This is a genomic window from Serratia sp. NA_112.1 (genome assembly GCF_052691715.1).
Genome location: NZ_JBQZFO010000001.1, coordinates 706,191 through 724,316, shown reverse-complemented (window position 1 = coordinate 724,316; position 18,126 = coordinate 706,191). Strand labels below are relative to the sequence as shown.

The 18,126-nt window shown below is 50.0% G+C and carries 18 protein-coding genes and 1 other annotated feature; of the genes, 9 read left to right on the top strand and 9 right to left on the bottom strand.

Annotated elements, in window-relative coordinates; translation table 11 throughout:
* Position 1: 1 nt before the first annotated feature.
* Complete coding sequence (locus tag ACUTQ5_RS03535) at positions 2-826, bottom strand: SDR family oxidoreductase (RefSeq protein ID WP_445650109.1); 825 nt, start codon at positions 824-826, stop codon at positions 2-4.
* A 229-nt stretch (positions 827-1,055) separates the two neighbouring features.
* Here ACUTQ5_RS03535 and hisL point away from each other — a divergent pair, with 229 nt between their 5' ends.
* From hisL to hisIE, 9 genes are all read left to right on the top strand, one after another.
* A complete protein-coding gene (gene hisL / locus ACUTQ5_RS03530; RefSeq protein WP_101495319.1) occupies positions 1,056-1,103 on the top strand; it encodes a his operon leader peptide in 48 nt (15 codons plus the stop codon).
* Positions 1,079-1,205, top strand: a sequence feature (His leader region). It overlaps the preceding gene by 25 nt.
* 70 nt (positions 1,206-1,275) lie before the next feature.
* The gene (gene hisG / locus ACUTQ5_RS03525) at positions 1,276-2,175 is read left to right on the top strand and encodes an ATP phosphoribosyltransferase (RefSeq protein ID WP_445650108.1); all 900 of its coding nucleotides are present in this window, start codon (positions 1,276-1,278) and stop codon (positions 2,173-2,175) included.
* A gap of 4 nt (positions 2,176-2,179) precedes the next feature.
* Positions 2,180-3,487, top strand: coding sequence for a histidinol dehydrogenase (hisD, locus tag ACUTQ5_RS03520; RefSeq protein ID WP_445650107.1), 1,308 nt, complete (start codon positions 2,180-2,182; stop codon positions 3,485-3,487).
* Positions 3,484-4,572 (top strand): histidinol-phosphate transaminase, encoded by a 1,089-nt coding sequence (hisC, locus tag ACUTQ5_RS03515; protein WP_445650106.1) that lies wholly within the window; start codon positions 3,484-3,486, stop codon positions 4,570-4,572. Before hisD ends, hisC begins: the two co-directional genes overlap by 4 nt.
* Positions 4,569-5,636 (top strand): bifunctional histidinol-phosphatase/imidazoleglycerol-phosphate dehydratase HisB, encoded by a 1,068-nt coding sequence (hisB, locus tag ACUTQ5_RS03510; protein WP_445650105.1) that lies wholly within the window; start codon positions 4,569-4,571, stop codon positions 5,634-5,636. Before hisC ends, hisB begins: the two co-directional genes overlap by 4 nt.
* Positions 5,636-6,226, top strand: a complete 591-nt coding sequence (hisH, locus tag ACUTQ5_RS03505) for an imidazole glycerol phosphate synthase subunit HisH (RefSeq protein WP_174352906.1) — start codon at positions 5,636-5,638, stop codon at positions 6,224-6,226. Before hisB ends, hisH begins: the two co-directional genes overlap by 1 nt.
* 5 nt (positions 6,227-6,231) lie before the next feature.
* Complete coding sequence (gene hisA, locus ACUTQ5_RS03500; RefSeq protein ID WP_445650104.1) at positions 6,232-6,969, top strand: 1-(5-phosphoribosyl)-5-[(5-phosphoribosylamino)methylideneamino]imidazole-4-carboxamide isomerase; 738 nt, start codon at positions 6,232-6,234, stop codon at positions 6,967-6,969.
* Positions 6,951-7,727, top strand: coding sequence for an imidazole glycerol phosphate synthase subunit HisF (hisF, locus tag ACUTQ5_RS03495; RefSeq protein ID WP_445650103.1), 777 nt, complete (start codon positions 6,951-6,953; stop codon positions 7,725-7,727). Before hisA ends, hisF begins: the two co-directional genes overlap by 19 nt.
* A complete protein-coding gene (gene hisIE, locus ACUTQ5_RS03490; protein ID WP_445650102.1) occupies positions 7,721-8,335 on the top strand; it encodes a bifunctional phosphoribosyl-AMP cyclohydrolase/phosphoribosyl-ATP diphosphatase HisIE in 615 nt (204 codons plus the stop codon). Before hisF ends, hisIE begins: the two co-directional genes overlap by 7 nt.
* Positions 8,336-8,409: 74 nt before the next feature.
* Here hisIE and gndA read toward each other — a convergent pair whose 3' ends face one another.
* From gndA to ACUTQ5_RS03450, 8 genes are all read right to left on the bottom strand, one after another.
* Positions 8,410-9,816: an NADP-dependent phosphogluconate dehydrogenase gene (gene gndA / locus ACUTQ5_RS03485; protein WP_442230629.1), complete on the bottom strand. Its 1,407-nt coding sequence runs from the start codon at positions 9,814-9,816 to the stop codon at positions 8,410-8,412.
* 137 nt (positions 9,817-9,953) lie between these two features.
* Positions 9,954-11,144 carry a polysaccharide pyruvyl transferase family protein gene (locus tag ACUTQ5_RS03480; RefSeq protein WP_445650101.1) on the bottom strand — a complete coding sequence of 397 codons (1,191 nt, stop codon included), beginning with the start codon at positions 11,142-11,144 and terminating at the stop codon, positions 9,954-9,956.
* Positions 11,145-11,160: 16 nt separating this feature from the next.
* Positions 11,161-12,303, bottom strand: a complete 1,143-nt coding sequence (locus tag ACUTQ5_RS03475) for a glycosyltransferase family 4 protein (protein WP_445650100.1) — start codon at positions 12,301-12,303, stop codon at positions 11,161-11,163.
* A 14-nt stretch (positions 12,304-12,317) separates the two neighbouring features.
* Positions 12,318-13,214, bottom strand: coding sequence for a glycosyltransferase (locus ACUTQ5_RS03470; RefSeq protein ID WP_445650099.1), 897 nt, complete (start codon positions 13,212-13,214; stop codon positions 12,318-12,320).
* The gene (gene glf / locus ACUTQ5_RS03465) at positions 13,211-14,365 is read right to left on the bottom strand and encodes a UDP-galactopyranose mutase (protein WP_445650246.1); all 1,155 of its coding nucleotides are present in this window, start codon (positions 14,363-14,365) and stop codon (positions 13,211-13,213) included. The genes ACUTQ5_RS03470 and glf overlap by 4 nt, the downstream gene beginning before the upstream one ends.
* Before the next feature lie 7 nt (positions 14,366-14,372).
* The gene (locus ACUTQ5_RS03460) at positions 14,373-16,271 is read right to left on the bottom strand and encodes a DUF4422 domain-containing protein (protein ID WP_445650098.1); all 1,899 of its coding nucleotides are present in this window, start codon (positions 16,269-16,271) and stop codon (positions 14,373-14,375) included.
* Between the two features lie 31 nt (positions 16,272-16,302).
* Positions 16,303-17,043 carry an ABC transporter ATP-binding protein gene (locus ACUTQ5_RS03455; RefSeq protein ID WP_445650097.1) on the bottom strand — a complete coding sequence of 247 codons (741 nt, stop codon included), beginning with the start codon at positions 17,041-17,043 and terminating at the stop codon, positions 16,303-16,305.
* The gene (locus ACUTQ5_RS03450) at positions 17,043-17,810 is read right to left on the bottom strand and encodes an ABC transporter permease (protein ID WP_445650096.1); all 768 of its coding nucleotides are present in this window, start codon (positions 17,808-17,810) and stop codon (positions 17,043-17,045) included. Before ACUTQ5_RS03450 ends, ACUTQ5_RS03455 begins: the two co-directional genes overlap by 1 nt.
* Positions 17,811-18,126: the final 316 nt, after the last annotated feature.

Genomic DNA, 18,126 nt, shown 5'->3' with positions numbered 1-18,126 from the left:
CTTAATTGACTGGCATTCTCGCCGGATCCGGATACTGATATTCAAACCCCAGTTCATTGCAGATACGGCTGCCGTCCACCAGTCGCCCGCCCTGCTCCGTCTCGGCGGCAAATTGCGGCGGCGACAGATTTAATTGTTCGGCCAGCACCGGATAGAACTCACGCTTGGTGGGATGGGCCGGGGCGCACAGGTTATAAACATGGCCGCCTTTCGGCAGTTTCAGCAGCAGTTGGATCGCGGCGATCACGTCGTCCTGATGCACCAGATTGACCCCTTGCGAACCGCCTTTGACATCGACTTTGCCCGCCAGGAAACGTCCAGGATGGCGATCGCCCCCCACCAGCCCGGCCAGACGCAAAATATCCACTGAGGTGTTCGGCAGCTCATGCAACCAACGTTCCAGCGCCGCCAGCACCAAACCGGAAGGTGAAACCGGCTTCAACGGCGAGTCTTCGCGTACCGTGCCAGTGGTTTCCCCGTACACCGAGGTTGAACTGGTAAACAGGATACGCGGCACACCAAAGGCCATCGCGCTGTCCACCAGCATGCGTACCGCATTAAAATAGTTCTCGCTGCCTTCGACGGTGCGGCGGGCCGGGAGTGTCACCACCAGCGCATCGACACGTAGCAGCGCCTCCAGATCCTCCGGTTCGCAAACCAGTTCCGGCATCAGTTCCAGCTGATAGCATTCAATCCCGCTCATCCGTGCGGCTTCGACGCCATCCGGCGTGGTTTTACTGCCAACAACGTCAAACCCACGGCTCATCAGCGACAGAGCCAGCGGCATACCCAACCAACCCAGGCCAATAATGGCTACCTTTTTCATCAGCTTCCTCTCTTGAAGACTGCAGCGCTTTGCCCATTAAGGCTACGCCAGTCGGCGTAGTGATTCAATCCAACTAACCTAAGCTTAGGTAAAGTCGTGTCTTGCTAATAATTCATCCTGTTTCAATAAATTAAATTTATGACGAGAAAAAAGAGTTGCGTGAAAGACAGTGGATAGTTTAGGTTAATTAGTAATTGAGTTTGTAGCGACTTTATACAGAGAAAACACCATGACACGCATTCAGTTCAGCCACCATCATCACCATCACCCTGACTAGTCTTTCAGGCGATGTGTGCTGGAAGACAGTTTTCTAATCTTCCAGTGGCGCGCAGAATGCAAGAGAGAGCCCTCGGAAGATTTCTTCCGAGGGTTTTTTTTTGGCTCCGGACAGACAGATAAAATAATTTTCATAATAAATTCATAAAATTACAGATTAAACAGAGGTTACCATGCTGGATAAAACACGTTTACGGATAGCCATGCAGAAATCGGGCCGCCTGAGTGATGAGTCTCAGGAATTGCTGGCGCGCTGCGGTATCAAAATCAACCTGCAGCAACAACGCCTGATCGCCTTCGCGGAGAATATGCCGATCGATATCCTGCGCGTCCGTGATGACGACATCCCAGGCCTGGTGATGGATGGCGTGGTCGACCTGGGTATTATCGGTGAGAACGTGCTGGAAGAAGAGCTGCTCACCCGCCGCGCTCAGGGCGAAGACCCGCGTTACTTCACCCTGCGTCGCCTGGATTTCGGCGGTTGCCGCCTGTCGCTGGCAACCTCGCTCGACAGTGAATACACCGGTCCGCAAAGCCTGCAAGACGCCCGTATCGCCACCTCTTATCCACACCTGCTCAAGCAATATCTCGACAAACAGGGTGTACGCTTCAAATCCTGTTTGCTGAACGGTTCGGTTGAAGTCGCCCCACGTGCCGGTTTGGCCGACGCCATCTGCGACCTGGTCTCCACCGGTGCCACGCTGGAAGCCAACGGGCTGCGCGAAGTTGAAGTGATTTACCGCTCGAAAGCCTGCCTGATCCAGCGCGACGGCGAAATGCCGGAAGCCAAGCAGCAATTAATCGATCGTCTGATGACCCGTATTCAGGGCGTGATCCAGGCGCGTGAATCCAAATACATCATGCTGCACGCGCCAAGTGAACGCCTGGACGAAATCATCGCGCTGCTACCGGGTGCCGAACGCCCGACCATTCTGCCATTGGCCGGGGCACAGAACCGCGTAGCCATGCACATGGTCAGTAGCGAAACCCTGTTCTGGGAAACCATGGAAAAACTGAAAGCGCTCGGTGCCAGCTCGATTCTGGTATTGCCTATTGAGAAGATGATGGAGTAACCCCATGTCGAACTTCAATACTCTGGTCAACTGGGCAGACTGCAGCACCGAACAGCGCACGGCACTGCTGATGCGTCCGGCGATCTCCGCTTCGGACAGCATCACCCGCACGGTGAGCGAAATCCTCGACAACGTGAAGGCCAATGGCGATCGGGCGCTGCGTGATTACAGCGCCAAATTTGATAAAACCGAGGTTAACGCACTTCGCGTCACTGCAGAGCAAATAGCGGCTGCCAGCGCCCGCCTGGGTGATGAGCTCAAACAGGCGATGGCCGTAGCGGTCGGTAATGTGGAGACTTTCCACAATGCGCAGCAACTGCCGCCGGTCGATGTGGAAACCCAGCCGGGGGTACGTTGCCAGCAGGTAACCCGTCCAATAGACTCGGTCGGCCTGTATATTCCCGGCGGCTCCGCGCCGCTGTTTTCTACCGTATTGATGTTGGCGACACCGGCACGTATCGCCGGCTGCCGTCGCGTAGTGCTGTGTTCACCGCCGCCGATTGCCGATGAGATACTGTATGCCGCGCAACTGTGCGGAGTGGAAGAGGTGTTTCAGGTCGGCGGGGCACAGGCGATCGCCGCTATGGCATTCGGCACCGATTCCGTGCCGCGTGTAGCGAAAATCTTCGGGCCGGGCAATGCCTTTGTCACCGAAGCCAAACGCCAGGTCAGCCAACGACTGGACGGTGCCGCTATCGATATGCCAGCCGGCCCTTCCGAAGTGCTGGTGATCGCCGACGCCGGTGCCACTCCGGCCTTCGTCGCCTCGGATCTGCTGTCGCAGGCAGAGCACGGCCCGGACTCGCAGGTGATTTTGTTGACGCCGGACGCCTCTATGGCGCAAGCAGTGGCCGAGGCGGTAGAGCAACAATTGGCACAATTGCCGCGTGCCGAGACTGCGCGTCAGGCGCTGGCCAGTAGCCGACTGATTGTCACCAAAGATTTGGCCGAATGCGTGGCCATCAGCAACCAGTATGGCCCGGAACACCTGATCATTCAGACCCGTGACGCCCGCACTCTGGTCGATAGCATTACCAGCGCCGGTTCGGTGTTCCTTGGTGACTGGTCACCGGAGTCTGCCGGTGACTATGCGTCCGGCACCAACCACGTGCTGCCGACCTATGGTTACACCGCCACCTGCTCCAGTTTGGGGCTGGCGGATTTCCAAAAACGCATGACGGTGCAGGAATTGACGCCGCAGGGCTTTATGAACCTGGCCGCCACCATTGAAACCCTGGCCGCCGCCGAGCAGTTGATTGCCCACAAAAACGCCGTGACCCTGCGCGTTGCCGCCCTGAAGGAGCAAGCATGAGCATTGAAAATCTGGCCCGTGCCAACGTTCGCGATCTGACCCCTTATCAGTCGGCACGCCGCCTGGGTGGCAACGGCGACGTGTGGCTGAACGCCAACGAATACCCGATTGCCCCCGAGTTCCAACTGACCGCTCAAACCTTTAACCGTTACCCGGAGTGCCAACCGGCATTGGTGATTGAACGCTACGCCGAGTACGCCGGGGTTAAAAAGGAGCAGGTGCTGGTCAGCCGTGGGGCTGACGAAGGGATCGAACTGCTGATCCGCGCATTCTGCGAGCCGGGAAAAGACGCCATCCTGTTCTGTCCGCCGACCTACGGCATGTATGCCGTCAGCGCCGAAACCTTTGACGTGGAGCGTCGTACCGTGGCGGCCAAACAGGACTGGCAGCTGGATTTGCCGGCTATCGCCGACAGCCTGGACAACGTGAAACTGATTTACGTCTGCAGCCCCAACAACCCGACAGGTAACCTGATCGATGCCAACGATCTGCGCAGCCTGCTGGAAATGGCCAAGGACAAGGCGATCGTTGCGGTCGACGAGGCCTATATCGAATTCTGCCCACAGGCAAGCGTCGCTGGCTGGCTAAATGACTACCCGCACCTGGCTATCTTACGCACCCTGTCCAAGGCCTTTGCACTGGCTGGGCTGCGCTGCGGTTTTACCCTCGGCAATGAAGATTTAATCGCTCTGCTGCTGAAGGTGATCGCCCCTTATCCGCTCTCCACTCCGGTCGCCGATATCGCCGCCCAGGCGCTCAGCACCGAGGGGATCCGCATCATGCGCCAACGGGTTACCGAGATTGCAGCCAACCGTCGTTGGTTGCAGCAGGCACTGGAAAACTGTGCCTGTGTTGAACAGGTTTTCACCAGCGACAGCAATTACCTGCTGGCACGATTCACTGCTTCCAGTAATGTGTTTAAAACCTTGTGGGATCAAGGCATCATCTTAAGAGACCAAAATAAACAACCGGGGTTATCCGGCTGCCTGCGCATCACCATAGGCACCCGTGAAGAATGCCAGCGCGTGGTTGATGCGCTGTCTGCCCTGCCCGGTGCAACCAAGACTCGCCAGGAGCCAATGTGAGCCAGAAATTCCTCTTTATTGATCGTGACGGCACGCTGATTGCTGAACCACCAGAAGATTTCCAGGTCGATCGTCTGGACAAGCTGGCGCTGGAGCCGGACGTGATCCCTTGCCTGCTGGAGCTGCAGCAGGCGGGTTATCAACTGGTGATGATCACCAACCAGGATGGCCTCGGCACCGCCAGTTTCCCACAGGAAACCTTCGATCCGCCGCATAACCTGATGATGCAGATCCTCAGCTCACAGGGCGTTCACTTTGAAGATGTCCTGATCTGCCCACACCTGCCGGCGGACAACTGCGACTGCCGCAAGCCGAAGACCGCGCTGGTGAAAGGCTATCTGGAGCCGGGCGTGATGGATACCGCCCACAGCTATGTGATCGGCGATCGTCCGACCGATGTGCAACTAGCGGATAACATGGGTATTAAGGGGCTGCGCTATCAGCGCGACACCCTGGGCTGGAAAGAAATTACGCGCCAACTGACCCAGCGCGATCGCCATGCGCAGGTTAACCGCGTGACCAAAGAAACGCAGATCGACGTTAACGTTTGGCTGGATCGCGAAGGCGGCAGCAAGATCAAAACCGGTGTCGGTTTCTTCGACCACATGCTGGATCAGATCGCTACCCACGGCGGCTTCCGCATGGACATCGACGTGAAAGGCGATCTGTATATCGACGATCACCACACGGTGGAAGACACTGGCCTGGCACTGGGCGAAGCGCTGAACAAGGCACTCGGCGACAAACGCGGCATCGCGCGCTTCGGCTTTGTACTGCCGATGGACGAGTGCCTGGCACGCTGCGCGCTGGATATCTCCGGCCGTCCACACCTGGAATATAAAGCGGAATTTAACTATCAGCGCGTTGGCGATCTGAGCACCGAAATGGTCGAGCACTTCTTCCGTTCGCTATCCTACACCATGGGCTGCACGCTGCATCTGAAAACCAAAGGCAAAAACGACCATCACCGCGTCGAAAGCCTGTTCAAAGTGTTTGGTCGCACGCTGCGCCAGGCGATCCGCGTTGAGGGCAACACCCTCCCGAGTTCGAAAGGAGTGCTGTGATGGACGTGGTGATTCTGGACACCGGCTGCGCCAACCTGGCCTCCGTCACCTACGCGGTGCAGCGTTTGGGCTACCGCCCGGAAGTGAGCCGTGACCCGGAGACGGTCCTGCGCGCCGACAAGCTGTTCCTGCCAGGCGTGGGTACCGCGCAGGCGGCGATGGATCAACTGGAACAGCGCGAGCTGATTGAGTTGATCAAGGCCTGCACCCAGCCGGTGCTGGGGATTTGCCTCGGCATGCAGTTGCTGGCAAAAAGCAGCGAAGAGAACGGTGGCATCGACACGCTGGGCATTATCGATACCCCGGTAACCCAGATGACCGACTTTGGCCTGCCGCTGCCGCACATGGGCTGGAATCAGGTCTCTGCCCAGGCGGGCCATCACCTGTTCCGTGGCATCGAAGAGGGTGCCTACTTCTACTTCGTTCATAGCTATGCGATGCCGATATGCCCAAGTACCATCGCCCAGGCGAATTACGGCGAGCCCTTCACCGCCGCCGTACAAAAAGACAACTTCTTCGGCGTGCAGTTTCATCCAGAGCGATCTGGCGCGGCCGGTGCGCAACTGTTGAAAAACTTTCTGGAGATGTAGGCAGCATGATTATTCCGGCTTTGGATTTGATCGACGGCAACGTGGTGCGTCTGCATCAGGGCGATTACGGCCAGCAGCGCGACTACGGTAACGATCCACTGTTACGCCTGCAGGACTATCAACAACAGGGCGCGCAGGTACTGCATCTGGTCGACCTGACCGGTGCGAAAGACCCGACCGCGCGCCAAATCCCCCTGCTGCGCAAGCTGCTGGCGGGCGTTAACGTACCGGTACAGGTTGGTGGCGGCATTCGCAACGAGCGGGACGTCGCTGCCCTGCTGGAGGCCGGCGCAACCCGCGTGGTAATCGGCTCCACCGCAGTAAAACAACCGCAATTGGTACAGGGCTGGTTTGAACGTTACGGCGCCGATGCCATGGTACTGGCGCTGGACGTGCGCATTGACGCAGACGGCACCAAACGCGTGGCGATCAGCGGCTGGCAGGAAAACTCGGACGCCACACTGGAACAGGTGGTTGAACAGTTCTTACCCTATGGCCTCAGGCACGTGCTGTGCACCGATATTTCCCGTGACGGGACATTGGCCGGTTCCAACGTGGCGCTGTATCAGGAAATCAGCCAACGATATCCGCAGATCGCCTTCCAGGCCTCTGGCGGTATCGGCAATCTGGATGATATCGCCCAACTGCGCGGCAGTGGCGTTGAAGGTGTGATTGTGGGGCGCGCCCTGTTGGAAGGTAAGTTTAGCGTTAAGGAGGCGATCGCATGCTGGCAAAACGGATAATCCCGTGCCTGGATGTTAAAGACGGGCAGGTAGTGAAAGGCGTGCAGTTCCGCAATCATGAAATTATCGGCGACATCGTGCCGCTGGCGCAGCGCTATGCGCAGGAAGGCGCGGACGAACTGGTGTTCTACGATATCACCGCGTCAAGCGACGGCCGGGTGGTAGATAAAAGCTGGGTATCACGCGTGGCAGAAGTGATCGACATCCCCTTCTGCGTCGCCGGTGGGATTAAAAGCCCGGAAGACGCCAGCCAGATCCTGTCTTTCGGCGCCGACAAGATTTCCATCAACTCTCCAGCGCTGGCCGACCCGACGCTGATTAGCCGCCTGGCAGATCGCTTTGGCGTGCAGTGCATTGTGGTCGGTATTGATACCTGGTTCGAAGCCGACACCGGCAAGTACCACGTTAATCAGTACACCGGGGACGAAAACCGCACCCGCGTCACTGAGTGGGAAACCCTGGATTGGGTGAAAGAAGTGCAAAAACGCGGTGCCGGCGAGATTGTGCTGAATATGATGAATCAGGACGGCGTGCGTAACGGTTACGATTTGGAACAGCTGCGGCTGATTCGCGAAGTGTGCAAAGTGCCATTGATCGCCTCCGGCGGCGCAGGCACCATGGAACACTTCCTGGCAGCCTTCCGCGATGCCGATGTCGATGGCGCACTGGCCGCTTCGGTGTTCCACAAACAAATCATTAATATCGGTGACCTGAAAAGGTTCTTGTCCGAACAAGGTGTGGAGATCCGCCTGTGTTAACAGAACAACAAAGAAACCAGCTCGACTGGGAAAAAACTGACCACCTGCTGCCGGTAATCGTGCAGCATGCCGTATCCGGCGAAGTGCTGATGCTCGGCTATATGAATCAGGAAGCGCTGACCGTGACCGAACAGAGCGGCAAGGTCACCTTTTTCTCACGCACCAAACAGCGCCTGTGGACCAAGGGCGAAAGCTCCGGCCACTTCCTCAACGTAGTCAGCATCACCCCGGACTGCGACAACGACACGCTGTTGATTTTGGTCAATCCGATCGGCCCTACCTGCCACCTGGGTAACACCAGTTGTTTCCACCCGGCCAGCAGCGATTGGGGTTTTCTGTATCAGTTGGAACAACTGCTGGCAGAACGTAAAAACGCCAGCCCCGACAGCTCTTACACCGCTAGCCTGTATGCCAGCGGCACCAAGCGCATCGCACAGAAAGTCGGGGAAGAAGGCGTGGAGACCGCACTGGCCGCTACGGTGAACGATCGTGAAGAGCTGACCAACGAAGCTTCTGATCTGATTTATCACCTGCTGGTGCTGTTGCAGGATCAGGATTTGGACTTGAGCAAAGTGATTGGCCGGTTGCGTGAGCGGCATCAGAGATAATCCTGTTTTTCAGGCAATAAAAAAGCCGCCGGGCGTTAACCTCGGCGGCTTTTTTTATGCGTCAAGCGCTGGGATTATTCCATCCATTCGGTATGGAACACGCCTTCTTTGTCGATACGTTTGTAGGTGTGAGCACCGAAGTAGTCACGCTGCGCCTGGATCAGGTTGGCAGGCAGAACCGCTGAACGGTAGCTGTCGTAGTAAGAGATAGCCGCAGAGAAGGTCGGCGTAGGGATGCCGTTTTGCACCGCGTAGGACACCACGTCACGCAGCGCCTGCTGATATTCGTCAGCAATCTGCTTGAAGTAAGGTGCCAGCAACAGGTTAGCGATATCCGCGTCCTGTGCATAGGCGTCGGTGATTTTCTGCAGGAACTGTGCACGGATGATGCAGCCGGCGCGGAAGATCTTGGCAATGTCGCCGTAGTGCAGATCCCAGTTGTTTTCTTTGGAAGCGGCTTTCAATTGAGAGAAGCCCTGCGCATAAGAAACGATTTTGCCCAGGTACAGTGCGCGGCGCACTTTCTCAATGAATTCAGCCTTGTCACCGCTCACTGGGGTCGCTTTAGGACCGGTCAGCACTTTAGATGCAGCCACACGCTGGTCTTTCAGTGAGGACAGGTAACGCGCGAACACTGACTCGGTGATCAACGACAGCGGCTCGCCCAGATCCAGAGAGCTCTGGCTGGTCCATTTACCGGTGCCTTTGTTGGCCGCTTCGTCCAGGATCACATCAACCAGGTATTTACCTTCTTCATCTTTCTTGGTGAAGATATCTTTGGTGATGTCGATCAGGTAGCTGTTCAGTTCGCCTTTGTTCCACTCGGCAAAGGTATCAGCCAGTTCTTCATTGCTCAGGTTCAGCGCCTGTTTCAACAGGGAATAGGCTTCTGCAATCAGCTGCATGTCGCCGTACTCGATACCGTTGTGTACCATCTTCACATAGTGACCGGCACCGTCAGCGCCGATATAAGTCACGCAAGGCTCGCCTTCCGCTACCGCAGCGATTTTCTTCAAGATTGGCGCCACCAGCTCGTAAGCTTCTTTCTGGCCGCCAGGCATGATTGAAGGGCCTTTCAATGCGCCCTCTTCACCACCGGAAACGCCGGTGCCGATGAAGTTGAAACCTTGATCAGACAGTTCGCGGTTACGACGGATGGTGTCCTGATAGTAGGTGTTGCCACCGTCGATCAGAATGTCACCTTTATCCAGGTGCGGAGTCAGGGAAGCAATGGTCTTGTCCGTCGCTTCGCCCGCTTTCACCATCAGCAAAATGCGGCGTGGCTTTTCCAGAGATTCAACAAACTCTTCAACGGTGTAGTGCGGCACCAAGTTTTTACCCGGATTCTCTGCAATAACTTCGTCGGTTTTGTCGCCTGAGCGGTTAAAGATCGAAACAGTATAGCCACGGCTTTCGATGTTCAGTGCCAGATTGCGGCCCATTACCGCCATGCCGACAACGCCGATTTGTTGCTTGGACATTGAAGAACTCCTGTCTGAGGATGACCCTGTTAGCAACTTTGGCCAACAGGTTTTGTGATGTGGCACACATGTTAACTCAGGATTGAACCGCGTGGGTAGTGATTGGTGCGATAGGCTTTACAACAGATAATAAACCATCAGAAATTATACAGTTGTGTCAATAAATGTTGCTTGGCTTGCTGAATAAGTTCCTTTCCTGACTGGCGATCAATACTGACTTCTGGTGATAGCAATGGCACCAATGCATCCACACTGATATCCGGCCGAACCATAGGCCAGTCAGACATCGGCTGCAAACTGGCAAATTTGTTGTCGTAATAATCTGACCACGATAGCGCAATCCCCGCGATACCAAGGCTTGCAGCAATCACCTGGAAATGAAAACGTGAACTGATGCAAAAATCATTGGTGGCGAATGTTAAACCATCTTGCCAAATCTGTTCGAACTGTATGAAATTTGCCTGTGGGAAACGTTCTTGCACCTGACGGAAAAATACCCCATCTGAGCCTGGACGAAACTCATAAAAATTGATCGCGGCCGCAGGATGGGTACGACAAAAACTAGCTACCGCCTTCTGCAACAATAGCAGCAGATTATCTGTCAGAATCCCGCCTTCAGACAATTCAGTGTGGATACACAAATGAAGAGTGGGTTGTTCACTTTCGACAAGACGCCCGATAGGAGAACCAGGGAAAGCAAAATAATCGTCCCCAGTAAAGCTCAGGTCTGGCAGCTCGAAAGGTTTCAATACCTCGTAACTGGCTTCGTCTCGCACATCAAACTGATTAAATTGGCGGATGGAGGGGGCGAATTTAGTGGCATTTTCGGGCGAAAGCGGCTGCAATCCAAGTCCGGTTGCGTAGCTGACCAACTGATGTTTTTCGGCAAAGTAAGCCGCAAGCTCTATCAACCGCGCATTGGCTCCCCAGAGTTCATTGATGTAGCCGCCCCCTAACAGATGGATGCTTTCCGCAGAGATAAATGCCTCGGTCATCAAGCGCTCACGAAGCGGCAGCGTATAAGGATCAGCAAATTTTTCCTGAACGGACCCATCGTCACCCAGAGCCTGCGCCAAGCGCCAAAGATAATCAACGCATTTAACCCCTGGGAACAGCTCCGTAGCTACCACAGCATCCACAGCATCAAGATAAATAACGCTGCCAGGAAACTGTCGTTGCAATTCATTTATCCAATATCGCGTCAGCATGTCATCGCCAAAATTTGGCATGCCTGCAGCTGAAACCAAATAAAATGTTTTCTTCGATATCGGTGGAGTCTGAACATCCCTATTATGCCTTTTCGTCCATAATTTCGCGAAAAAAGCCAAAATAGTGCTCCTTAAATTAATAATTCCCGGTGGCAATCGCACGCTGATAGAGTTTCAGCGTGTCATCAATAACCAGTGATGATGCGAATTTGCTCTCAATTCGCTCTCGACTACGAACGCCCATCTCTACACGTTTGTTTGGGCTGGTAAGTAATTTTTCCAACTTTTCTGCCAAAAGTTTGATGTTACGTTTCTCCACCAAACTCCCTGTGTATTCATCAATGATCAGGCTTTGGCATCCACCAACATCGTAAGCAATGCAAGCGCGCCCGACAGACGACGCCTCAAGCAAGATGCGAGGAATACCTTCAGAATAGGTAGAGGGTAACGCCACAACGTTAGAAGCTTTGATAAGACTGTAAACATCAGAACAATGGCCAAGCCAGTTTATCAACCCTTGCTGATGCCATTCTTCAATTTGCGACAATGGGATAGCATCGGGATCGTCAACGATCGAGATCCCTGCCACATTGAGCACAAAATCTACGCCTTTAAGCGCTAAACGCTTCTTCACTTCCACCAAATCACCCAGTCCTTTGCTCCACAGCAAACGGCTGGCAAACAGCACAATGGGTTTTTCTCGATTGATTTCCAATGAATAGTGATAGATCTCCGGATTGATACCGGCCCCGTCGATCACTACAGTCTGGCTTTTTACGGCATCAGTAAGGTCAATGAGCCGATCACGATCGTGCTCATGTTCAAAGGCCAACAGACATTTTTTATTCTTAAATATATGATTATAGGAATGTAATGTCAGAAAACGAATAACGTTCATCGACAACTTATCTTCCATAAATACCCGGCCCAGTCCTACAAAGCCCAAAATGATAGGCTTATTATAAAAACGGGCAAAGAAGCCCCCCATCAGGCAAGGTTTGATGGTGATACAATGCAATACATCCGGGTTAATTTTCTTAAGTAACTGCCAGACCTTAACCAATGAGCCAAAAAAATTAATTGGGTTGATGGAAAGCTCGGAAACAGAAGAGTCATGACAGATAAAACCTTTTTCTGCCAGATTTTGCTGAATGCCGTCTCCCACAAAGTGGCTGACAACATGAATTTCATAGCCGGCAGCTTTAGCTGCCAAGGCTCTTTCAACCCAGTGAAGTTCAAAGTACCAATCTGAGTTGATAAAATAACAAATCTTTTTCATTTAACTCTTACCGGCTAATGTCGTTTACCAGTTTTACGTGATATACCGTCAACAATACCGCGTACTACATATCTAATATATTCTATCTTGTTAGCTTGCGAGGTAACAGAAAGTAAATATTTAGCAATACGTAACACGATGGCTCCAAATGAGTAAGGTCTCTCATTTTTTTTGAACAACACTCTGGAGAGCAGCAAGTTCCTGACCAGATAGTATACCTTCCACGGCGGGTTGATCCCCCCATTAGCCGGTGCTACATCATGCAAGAACAGCAGCTCTGGCGAGTATCGGAATCGATATCCCTGTTGATTCAACCTGTAAGAGAAGTAAAGATCATCATAATAAATAAAAAGTTCTGACCAGATAGACTCAATATTGGCGGCTAAAACGTCTTTGCGAATTATTGCACCAACAAATGACAGCGTCACAACCTCTGACACCTCCAGTCCTGTCGGGGTATAGCGGGCAGGCCTTGCAACATAATCGAGCGTGCGCATCAGCGATGTTGGCATCTTACTGAAGGGCACATTCATTTTACAAAGTACACCCTGCTTATCCAGTACCCGACAACAATATGCTGCATAATTAGTTTTTACCAACTCGGCAAAACGCACCAGCAACTCAGCTTGAGGATAAGCATCATCGTCAAACATAAATACCCAATCAGTATCTATTTTTTGAGCAATGATTTCTGCGCCAAGCTTAAACCCACCCGCACCACCATTATTTTGGTCAGCACGCAGTACATGCAGACGAGCATCCTCAATCCCGTTCAGCCAAGTCTGAGTACCATCGGTAGAAGCATTATCAACAACGACAATATGCTCAAAAGGCAGCGCGGCAGTTGCCATCCAGCACTGTTTCAATTTTTCCAGGCGATTGAAAGTAACAATTAACGCCGTGGTTTTCATCTGATACTGACCGTAAATACCGGCATGGTCGTTTTTTTCTCCAGACTGGTCAGATAAATTTCAGCGGTTTTCAACGCCTCAGCAATAGTCACATCCATATCCAGATAGCGGTAGGTTCCCAACCGCCCGATAAAGGTCATGTTATTTTCTTTTTCTGCCAAATCGACATATTTTTCCAGCAGGCTCATTTCACCGACTTGTCGAATTGGGTAGTAAGGTATATCGTTTTCCTCGCATGCACGGCTATATTCTTTATAACAAACAGAGCCTTCATGCTGCTCCCACGGCGAAAAATATTTATGTTCGGTGATACGCGTGTAAGGTACTGATTGCTCGCAATAGTTCATTACCGCACACCCCTGGTAATCACCATCCACAGAGAATTTTTCAAAATCTAGCGTACGGTACCCTAAACGACCGAACTGGAATCCATAGAACGCATCCAGTGGTCCGCTGTAAAACACATGGTCGTATCGCTCGCGTTCCTGCGGCTGGAATTGTACACCGAGAGATACGGCAATATTCGCATGGTCTAAAATACCTTCAACCATTTTGGTATAGCCGTCTTTCGGCATACCCTGAAATTTATGATTAAAATAGTTATCATCATAATTGAAGCGAATAGGTAAACGTTTAAGGATCGATGCTGGCAGTTGAGCTGGGGACATGCCCCATTGCTTAATGGTGTAACCTTTAAAGAAGGCTTCATAAAGCTCTTTGCCGACAAAACGCAACGCTTGCTCTTCAAACGATTTCGGTTCAGTAATGCTGCTGTCACCTTTTTCAGCGATTAATGCCTTGGCTTCCGCTGGTGAACAGGTTTTTTTAAAGAATTGGTTAATCGTATGAAGATTTATTGGCAACGAGAAAACCTGTCCGTCAACCGTCGCTTTAACCCGATTAACGTAGGGCATCATGGTGGAGTAACTATTAACAAAATTCCATACCTGTTCGTTGTCAGTATGGAAGATATGCGGACCATAGGTATGCACCATAACGTCGGTCTTCGCATCACGGGCATCGTAGCAGTTACCTGCGATATGATCCCGGCTGTCGATGATTTGAACCAAATGCCCCTGTTCAGCCAGTTGACGTCCGATTACTGCGCCAGAGAAACCGGCACCTACAATTAGGATTTTTTTGCTATTCATCATTAAGTTACCCAAGAATTACGCGTCTAACTTTGTAGTAATATTTCGTCATAAAGTTGCGACGAGACGTGCCTATTGGTGCCCATTTATTAAGAGTCGGCATCAAAGCGCGTTTTAATTTGGTCTGCAGCAACACGGGCGTATTGTTCACAAGCTGTGCTGCAGAAGCATGTGAAACCGAGGTGCCAATCAGGCGTTCATAAGCTTCAAACGCCCATGGCGTATTCACGATGTTTTTATGATAGTTATCAAAAAAATCAACGTGGCGCGTATTCCACGGTTTATTCTCACCGGCAAAGTGAATCATCTTCGGTTTTCTGCGAGCCTCAAGATAATCCATGTAGGTTTTAAAAGGTAAATTAGGGAAGAAATCTTCAGTATTACCATTACCGTGATATACGTTCCATTCCAATGGCAAATAGTGCACGCGGCCATGGAACACTTTATTCATTATATCCTGATCAAGGAACCAATATGTTTTGCTTTTCATCGCATCCATTAGGTTGGAAAACGTATTTTCCTTGTTCATCAAATCAATGTTAAATACCAAAATACCGGCTTGGAAATAGCCATCAGGGTTAACCATCTCCAATGAGCTTGACAAATACTCTTTGGCTGGCATTACACCATCACTGGACTGAGACATTGCACCGAATAAGACAAACCCTTCCATGACAATGTCTTTTACTGCAGCGACCAGATTATTCCCAAGCGGGATGGTCATCAATTCAGCCAGGTCACTTTCAACAACAGTATCTGCGTCAATAAAGATAACTTTTTCAAACTCGGAAAAAAGTTTCGGAATGAACAAACGAGCATAGGTTGCCGAACTAAAATGAGCACGGGTAAAGACGTTTTTTATCTCACTAAAGGCATTAACATCAAAGAAACGAAGACTGAAGTTTTCAACATCAGCAACTAGAGACAACAAACGACGTTTGTTTGATAAAGAAATTCCATTTTCAAGAATAATCAAGTCATAATTGAGTTCTGAACTTGCATGCTTAACAATAGAATTAATTAACGCGGAGCCACTGATAGAGTAATTATCATCGAAGCAGATCACCACTGGGACATTCTTGGTCGAAAAGATTGGCTTTAAGGTAGCATTAAAAGTTTCTTGTTCGATGAAAGTACGTTGTAACTCTTTCACTTTAAAAGCGTGTTGTTCAATTTGGTACGCGATATAAATATTCAGCAAACGCTCTGAGATATGACCAACAACTCGCTTTTCTTGTGAGTTATAATTTTTGAATCGAAGTTTACTTTCTAACCTTTCCAAAATAGTGAATAGCCACTTGGAATAGTCATTAAAGATATCTTTTCGCATAACAAACATATTTGTGTAATAACCATCCGTAGCGTTATTAAACTTATCTGCAGCAGATCTATACTCAGGGTAAATGTCAGCAAGGATTTCCAATGCAGCATCGTAATCTTCAATATGCAGGTAGTTAGAAACTTTGTAATGATGATAGTTGTTCTTGCTACCTGCAGCACTGACATCCCATTTCTTTGGCAAAACAATGTCAACATCCATCAGACATAGAGAAATATCTTTATCGTTTAAACCAAATTTATCATGATATGACGCATCAATTTTCTCATAATTAACTACGCCCCAGTTATCTTCCGGAACCTGTTGATCTTTTGAGAAGTTAAAATGACGTCGATAATGCATAAAACCAACATAGTCTGCCGGTTGCGCATTCTTCCACACCCAATAATGCGCGGTCAACTCACAGTAAAACGGGTTTTTGAAAGAGATATTATCTCCAGTATCATCACCAAGACAGCCGATCTCATTCGGGTTATTTGCCTTACCAACGTGAATCGGTTGAATCAGCGATGAATCAAGAAACGCGCTTGGTTTGTGATGACAAGTATAAATCTTAATAGAGCTCATGTGAATTACCTAAAAGTCAGAATTATAAAAATCAGGCCATTGCTATTTTATATTGAGAGATAACGGAGTGGGCATCTCCCATCTCTCTCATTTTATGGTTTTCAATCCAAATGACTTTGTCACAGATTTTCTCAACATCCTCAAGGTTATGACTAACAAAAAGAATTGTAACCCCTTTCTTTTTGAACTCATTAATAGTCTTCAGACATTTCCGCTGAAAAGCAATATCACCCACAGCCAGAACCTCATCGATTATCAATATATCCGGATCTACCTGTGTTATCACCGAAAACCCTAACTTCGCCAGCATACCACTTGAATAGACCCGAATGGGTTCATCGATGAACTCACCTAATTCAGAGAACTCGATAATTTTATCCAGACGTTGTTTTAGTTCTTTACGACGCAACCCTAACAATGTGGCATTAAGTCGAATATTCTCTCTTCCAGTAAGCTCGGGATGAAAGCCACCGCCCAATTCCAACATGGACGCAACGCGCCCAACGACACTTACAGTACCGGACGATGGCTTCATTACACCAGCGACCAAACCAAGTGAAGTACTCTTTCCCGCGCCATTACGACCAATAAGTGCTACAGACTCCCCTTTCTGAACCTGAAAGCTAATGTCTTCAACCGCTAAATAGCTTCGACCACTTAGCAAGCTTAATGCTCTACGTGGATTAAAAATCAATTCTTTGATGCCAGATCCAATATGATGATATAATGGATAGCACTTAGTAACATTTTTAAACTCTATAGCCAAACTCATTATAGTATCTCTGCAAATCTGTACTTTAATTTATTAAATATGCTTGTACCGATGATGACAAATAAAAGTGCATATCCATAGAGCATACCAACCTGGTGATAATCGATAACCCCATTCATGAAAAGATCGCGCCAACTGAGTATCATATTTGCCAGCGGGTTATAATCGATTAAGAAATGATACTCTTTGGGTATCATATCGCCAGAATAAAGAATTGGCGTGCAATAAAACATCAGCATAATACCTAGGGTCACGAATCTTTCTAGATCACGGAAAAAAAGGTTCAACGTCGACAACATCATTGCAATGCCAAAAGTCATCAACATTTGGGCTATACCAATTAACGGAATTCCCCAAATCCAGTCAACCGAAGGACGCATACCGTATACATAGAGAAAGACAATAATCACAGGAATGGTGCATAAAAAATGCAGACATTCCATAAGTACGTTACTGAAAGGGATAACGGAACGAGGAAATACTGTTTTCTTTATTATTTGTGCATTGGCAATAAAAGAATATAAAGAATTCGTTGTAGAACTCGCGAACCATTGCCACGGGAAAAGCCCGGTAATAATAAATACCGTATAGTTTGGTATTTGAACCCTCATCACTAACTTAAAGATGAAGTAGTAGATCATCGCAAAGAGTAATGGGTTAGCAATTGACCACAAATAGCCAAAAAAACTGCTTTTATATCTAACTTTTAATTCTTTCTCTGTGATGACCGCAACCAAATCCCAGAGGTAACCTAAGCTATACTTCATATGAAAACTCGATTTAAGATTAAAATTCCCTAACATAAGAAACGTAATACTTATCAACTGCGTTTGCTAACGAGCGCCTCGCCAGGAAAGGCAAGCTTCAGGGTTCTTCACTATTTACAACCACGCTACCGCCCCTGGCATTATCGCAACCAGAGTACAAACCAAGCAACCAATTGATTCTACTACATATTTCAAAAAATCCAGTTTACAGGATCTTTAGGTCTTACCGCTATCACGCACAGGTTGCTTGTTACGTTACATTCAGCAGCACCATTTTTCTCTAGGAATCGACTGGATTCCTAACACACAAAAACAC

Excerpts from the sequence above, each read along its gene's own strand:
- ACUTQ5_RS03535 (WP_445650109.1), bottom strand. The coding sequence starts at position 826 with ATGAAAAAGGTAGCCATTATTGGCCTGGGTTGGTTGGGTATGCCGCTG.
- hisG (WP_445650108.1), top strand. The coding sequence starts at position 1,276 with ATGCTGGATAAAACACGTTTACGGATAGCCATGCAGAAATCGGGCCGC.
- hisD (WP_445650107.1), top strand. The coding sequence starts at position 2,180 with ATGTCGAACTTCAATACTCTGGTCAACTGGGCAGACTGCAGCACCGAA.
- hisC (WP_445650106.1), top strand. The coding sequence starts at position 3,484 with ATGAGCATTGAAAATCTGGCCCGTGCCAACGTTCGCGATCTGACCCCT.
- hisH (WP_174352906.1), top strand. The coding sequence starts at position 5,636 with ATGGACGTGGTGATTCTGGACACCGGCTGCGCCAACCTGGCCTCCGTC.
- hisA (WP_445650104.1), top strand. The coding sequence starts at position 6,232 with ATGATTATTCCGGCTTTGGATTTGATCGACGGCAACGTGGTGCGTCTG.
- hisF (WP_445650103.1), top strand. The coding sequence starts at position 6,951 with ATGCTGGCAAAACGGATAATCCCGTGCCTGGATGTTAAAGACGGGCAG.
- gndA (WP_442230629.1), bottom strand. The coding sequence starts at position 9,816 with ATGTCCAAGCAACAAATCGGCGTTGTCGGCATGGCGGTAATGGGCCGC.
- ACUTQ5_RS03475 (WP_445650100.1), bottom strand. The coding sequence starts at position 12,303 with ATGAAAAAGATTTGTTATTTTATCAACTCAGATTGGTACTTTGAACTT.
- ACUTQ5_RS03470 (WP_445650099.1), bottom strand. The coding sequence starts at position 13,214 with ATGAAAACCACGGCGTTAATTGTTACTTTCAATCGCCTGGAAAAATTG.
- glf (WP_445650246.1), bottom strand. The coding sequence starts at position 14,365 with ATGAATAGCAAAAAAATCCTAATTGTAGGTGCCGGTTTCTCTGGCGCA.
- ACUTQ5_RS03460 (WP_445650098.1), bottom strand. The coding sequence starts at position 16,271 with ATGAGCTCTATTAAGATTTATACTTGTCATCACAAACCAAGCGCGTTT.
- ACUTQ5_RS03455 (WP_445650097.1), bottom strand. The coding sequence starts at position 17,043 with ATGAGTTTGGCTATAGAGTTTAAAAATGTTACTAAGTGCTATCCATTA.
- ACUTQ5_RS03450 (WP_445650096.1), bottom strand. The coding sequence starts at position 17,810 with ATGAAGTATAGCTTAGGTTACCTCTGGGATTTGGTTGCGGTCATCACA.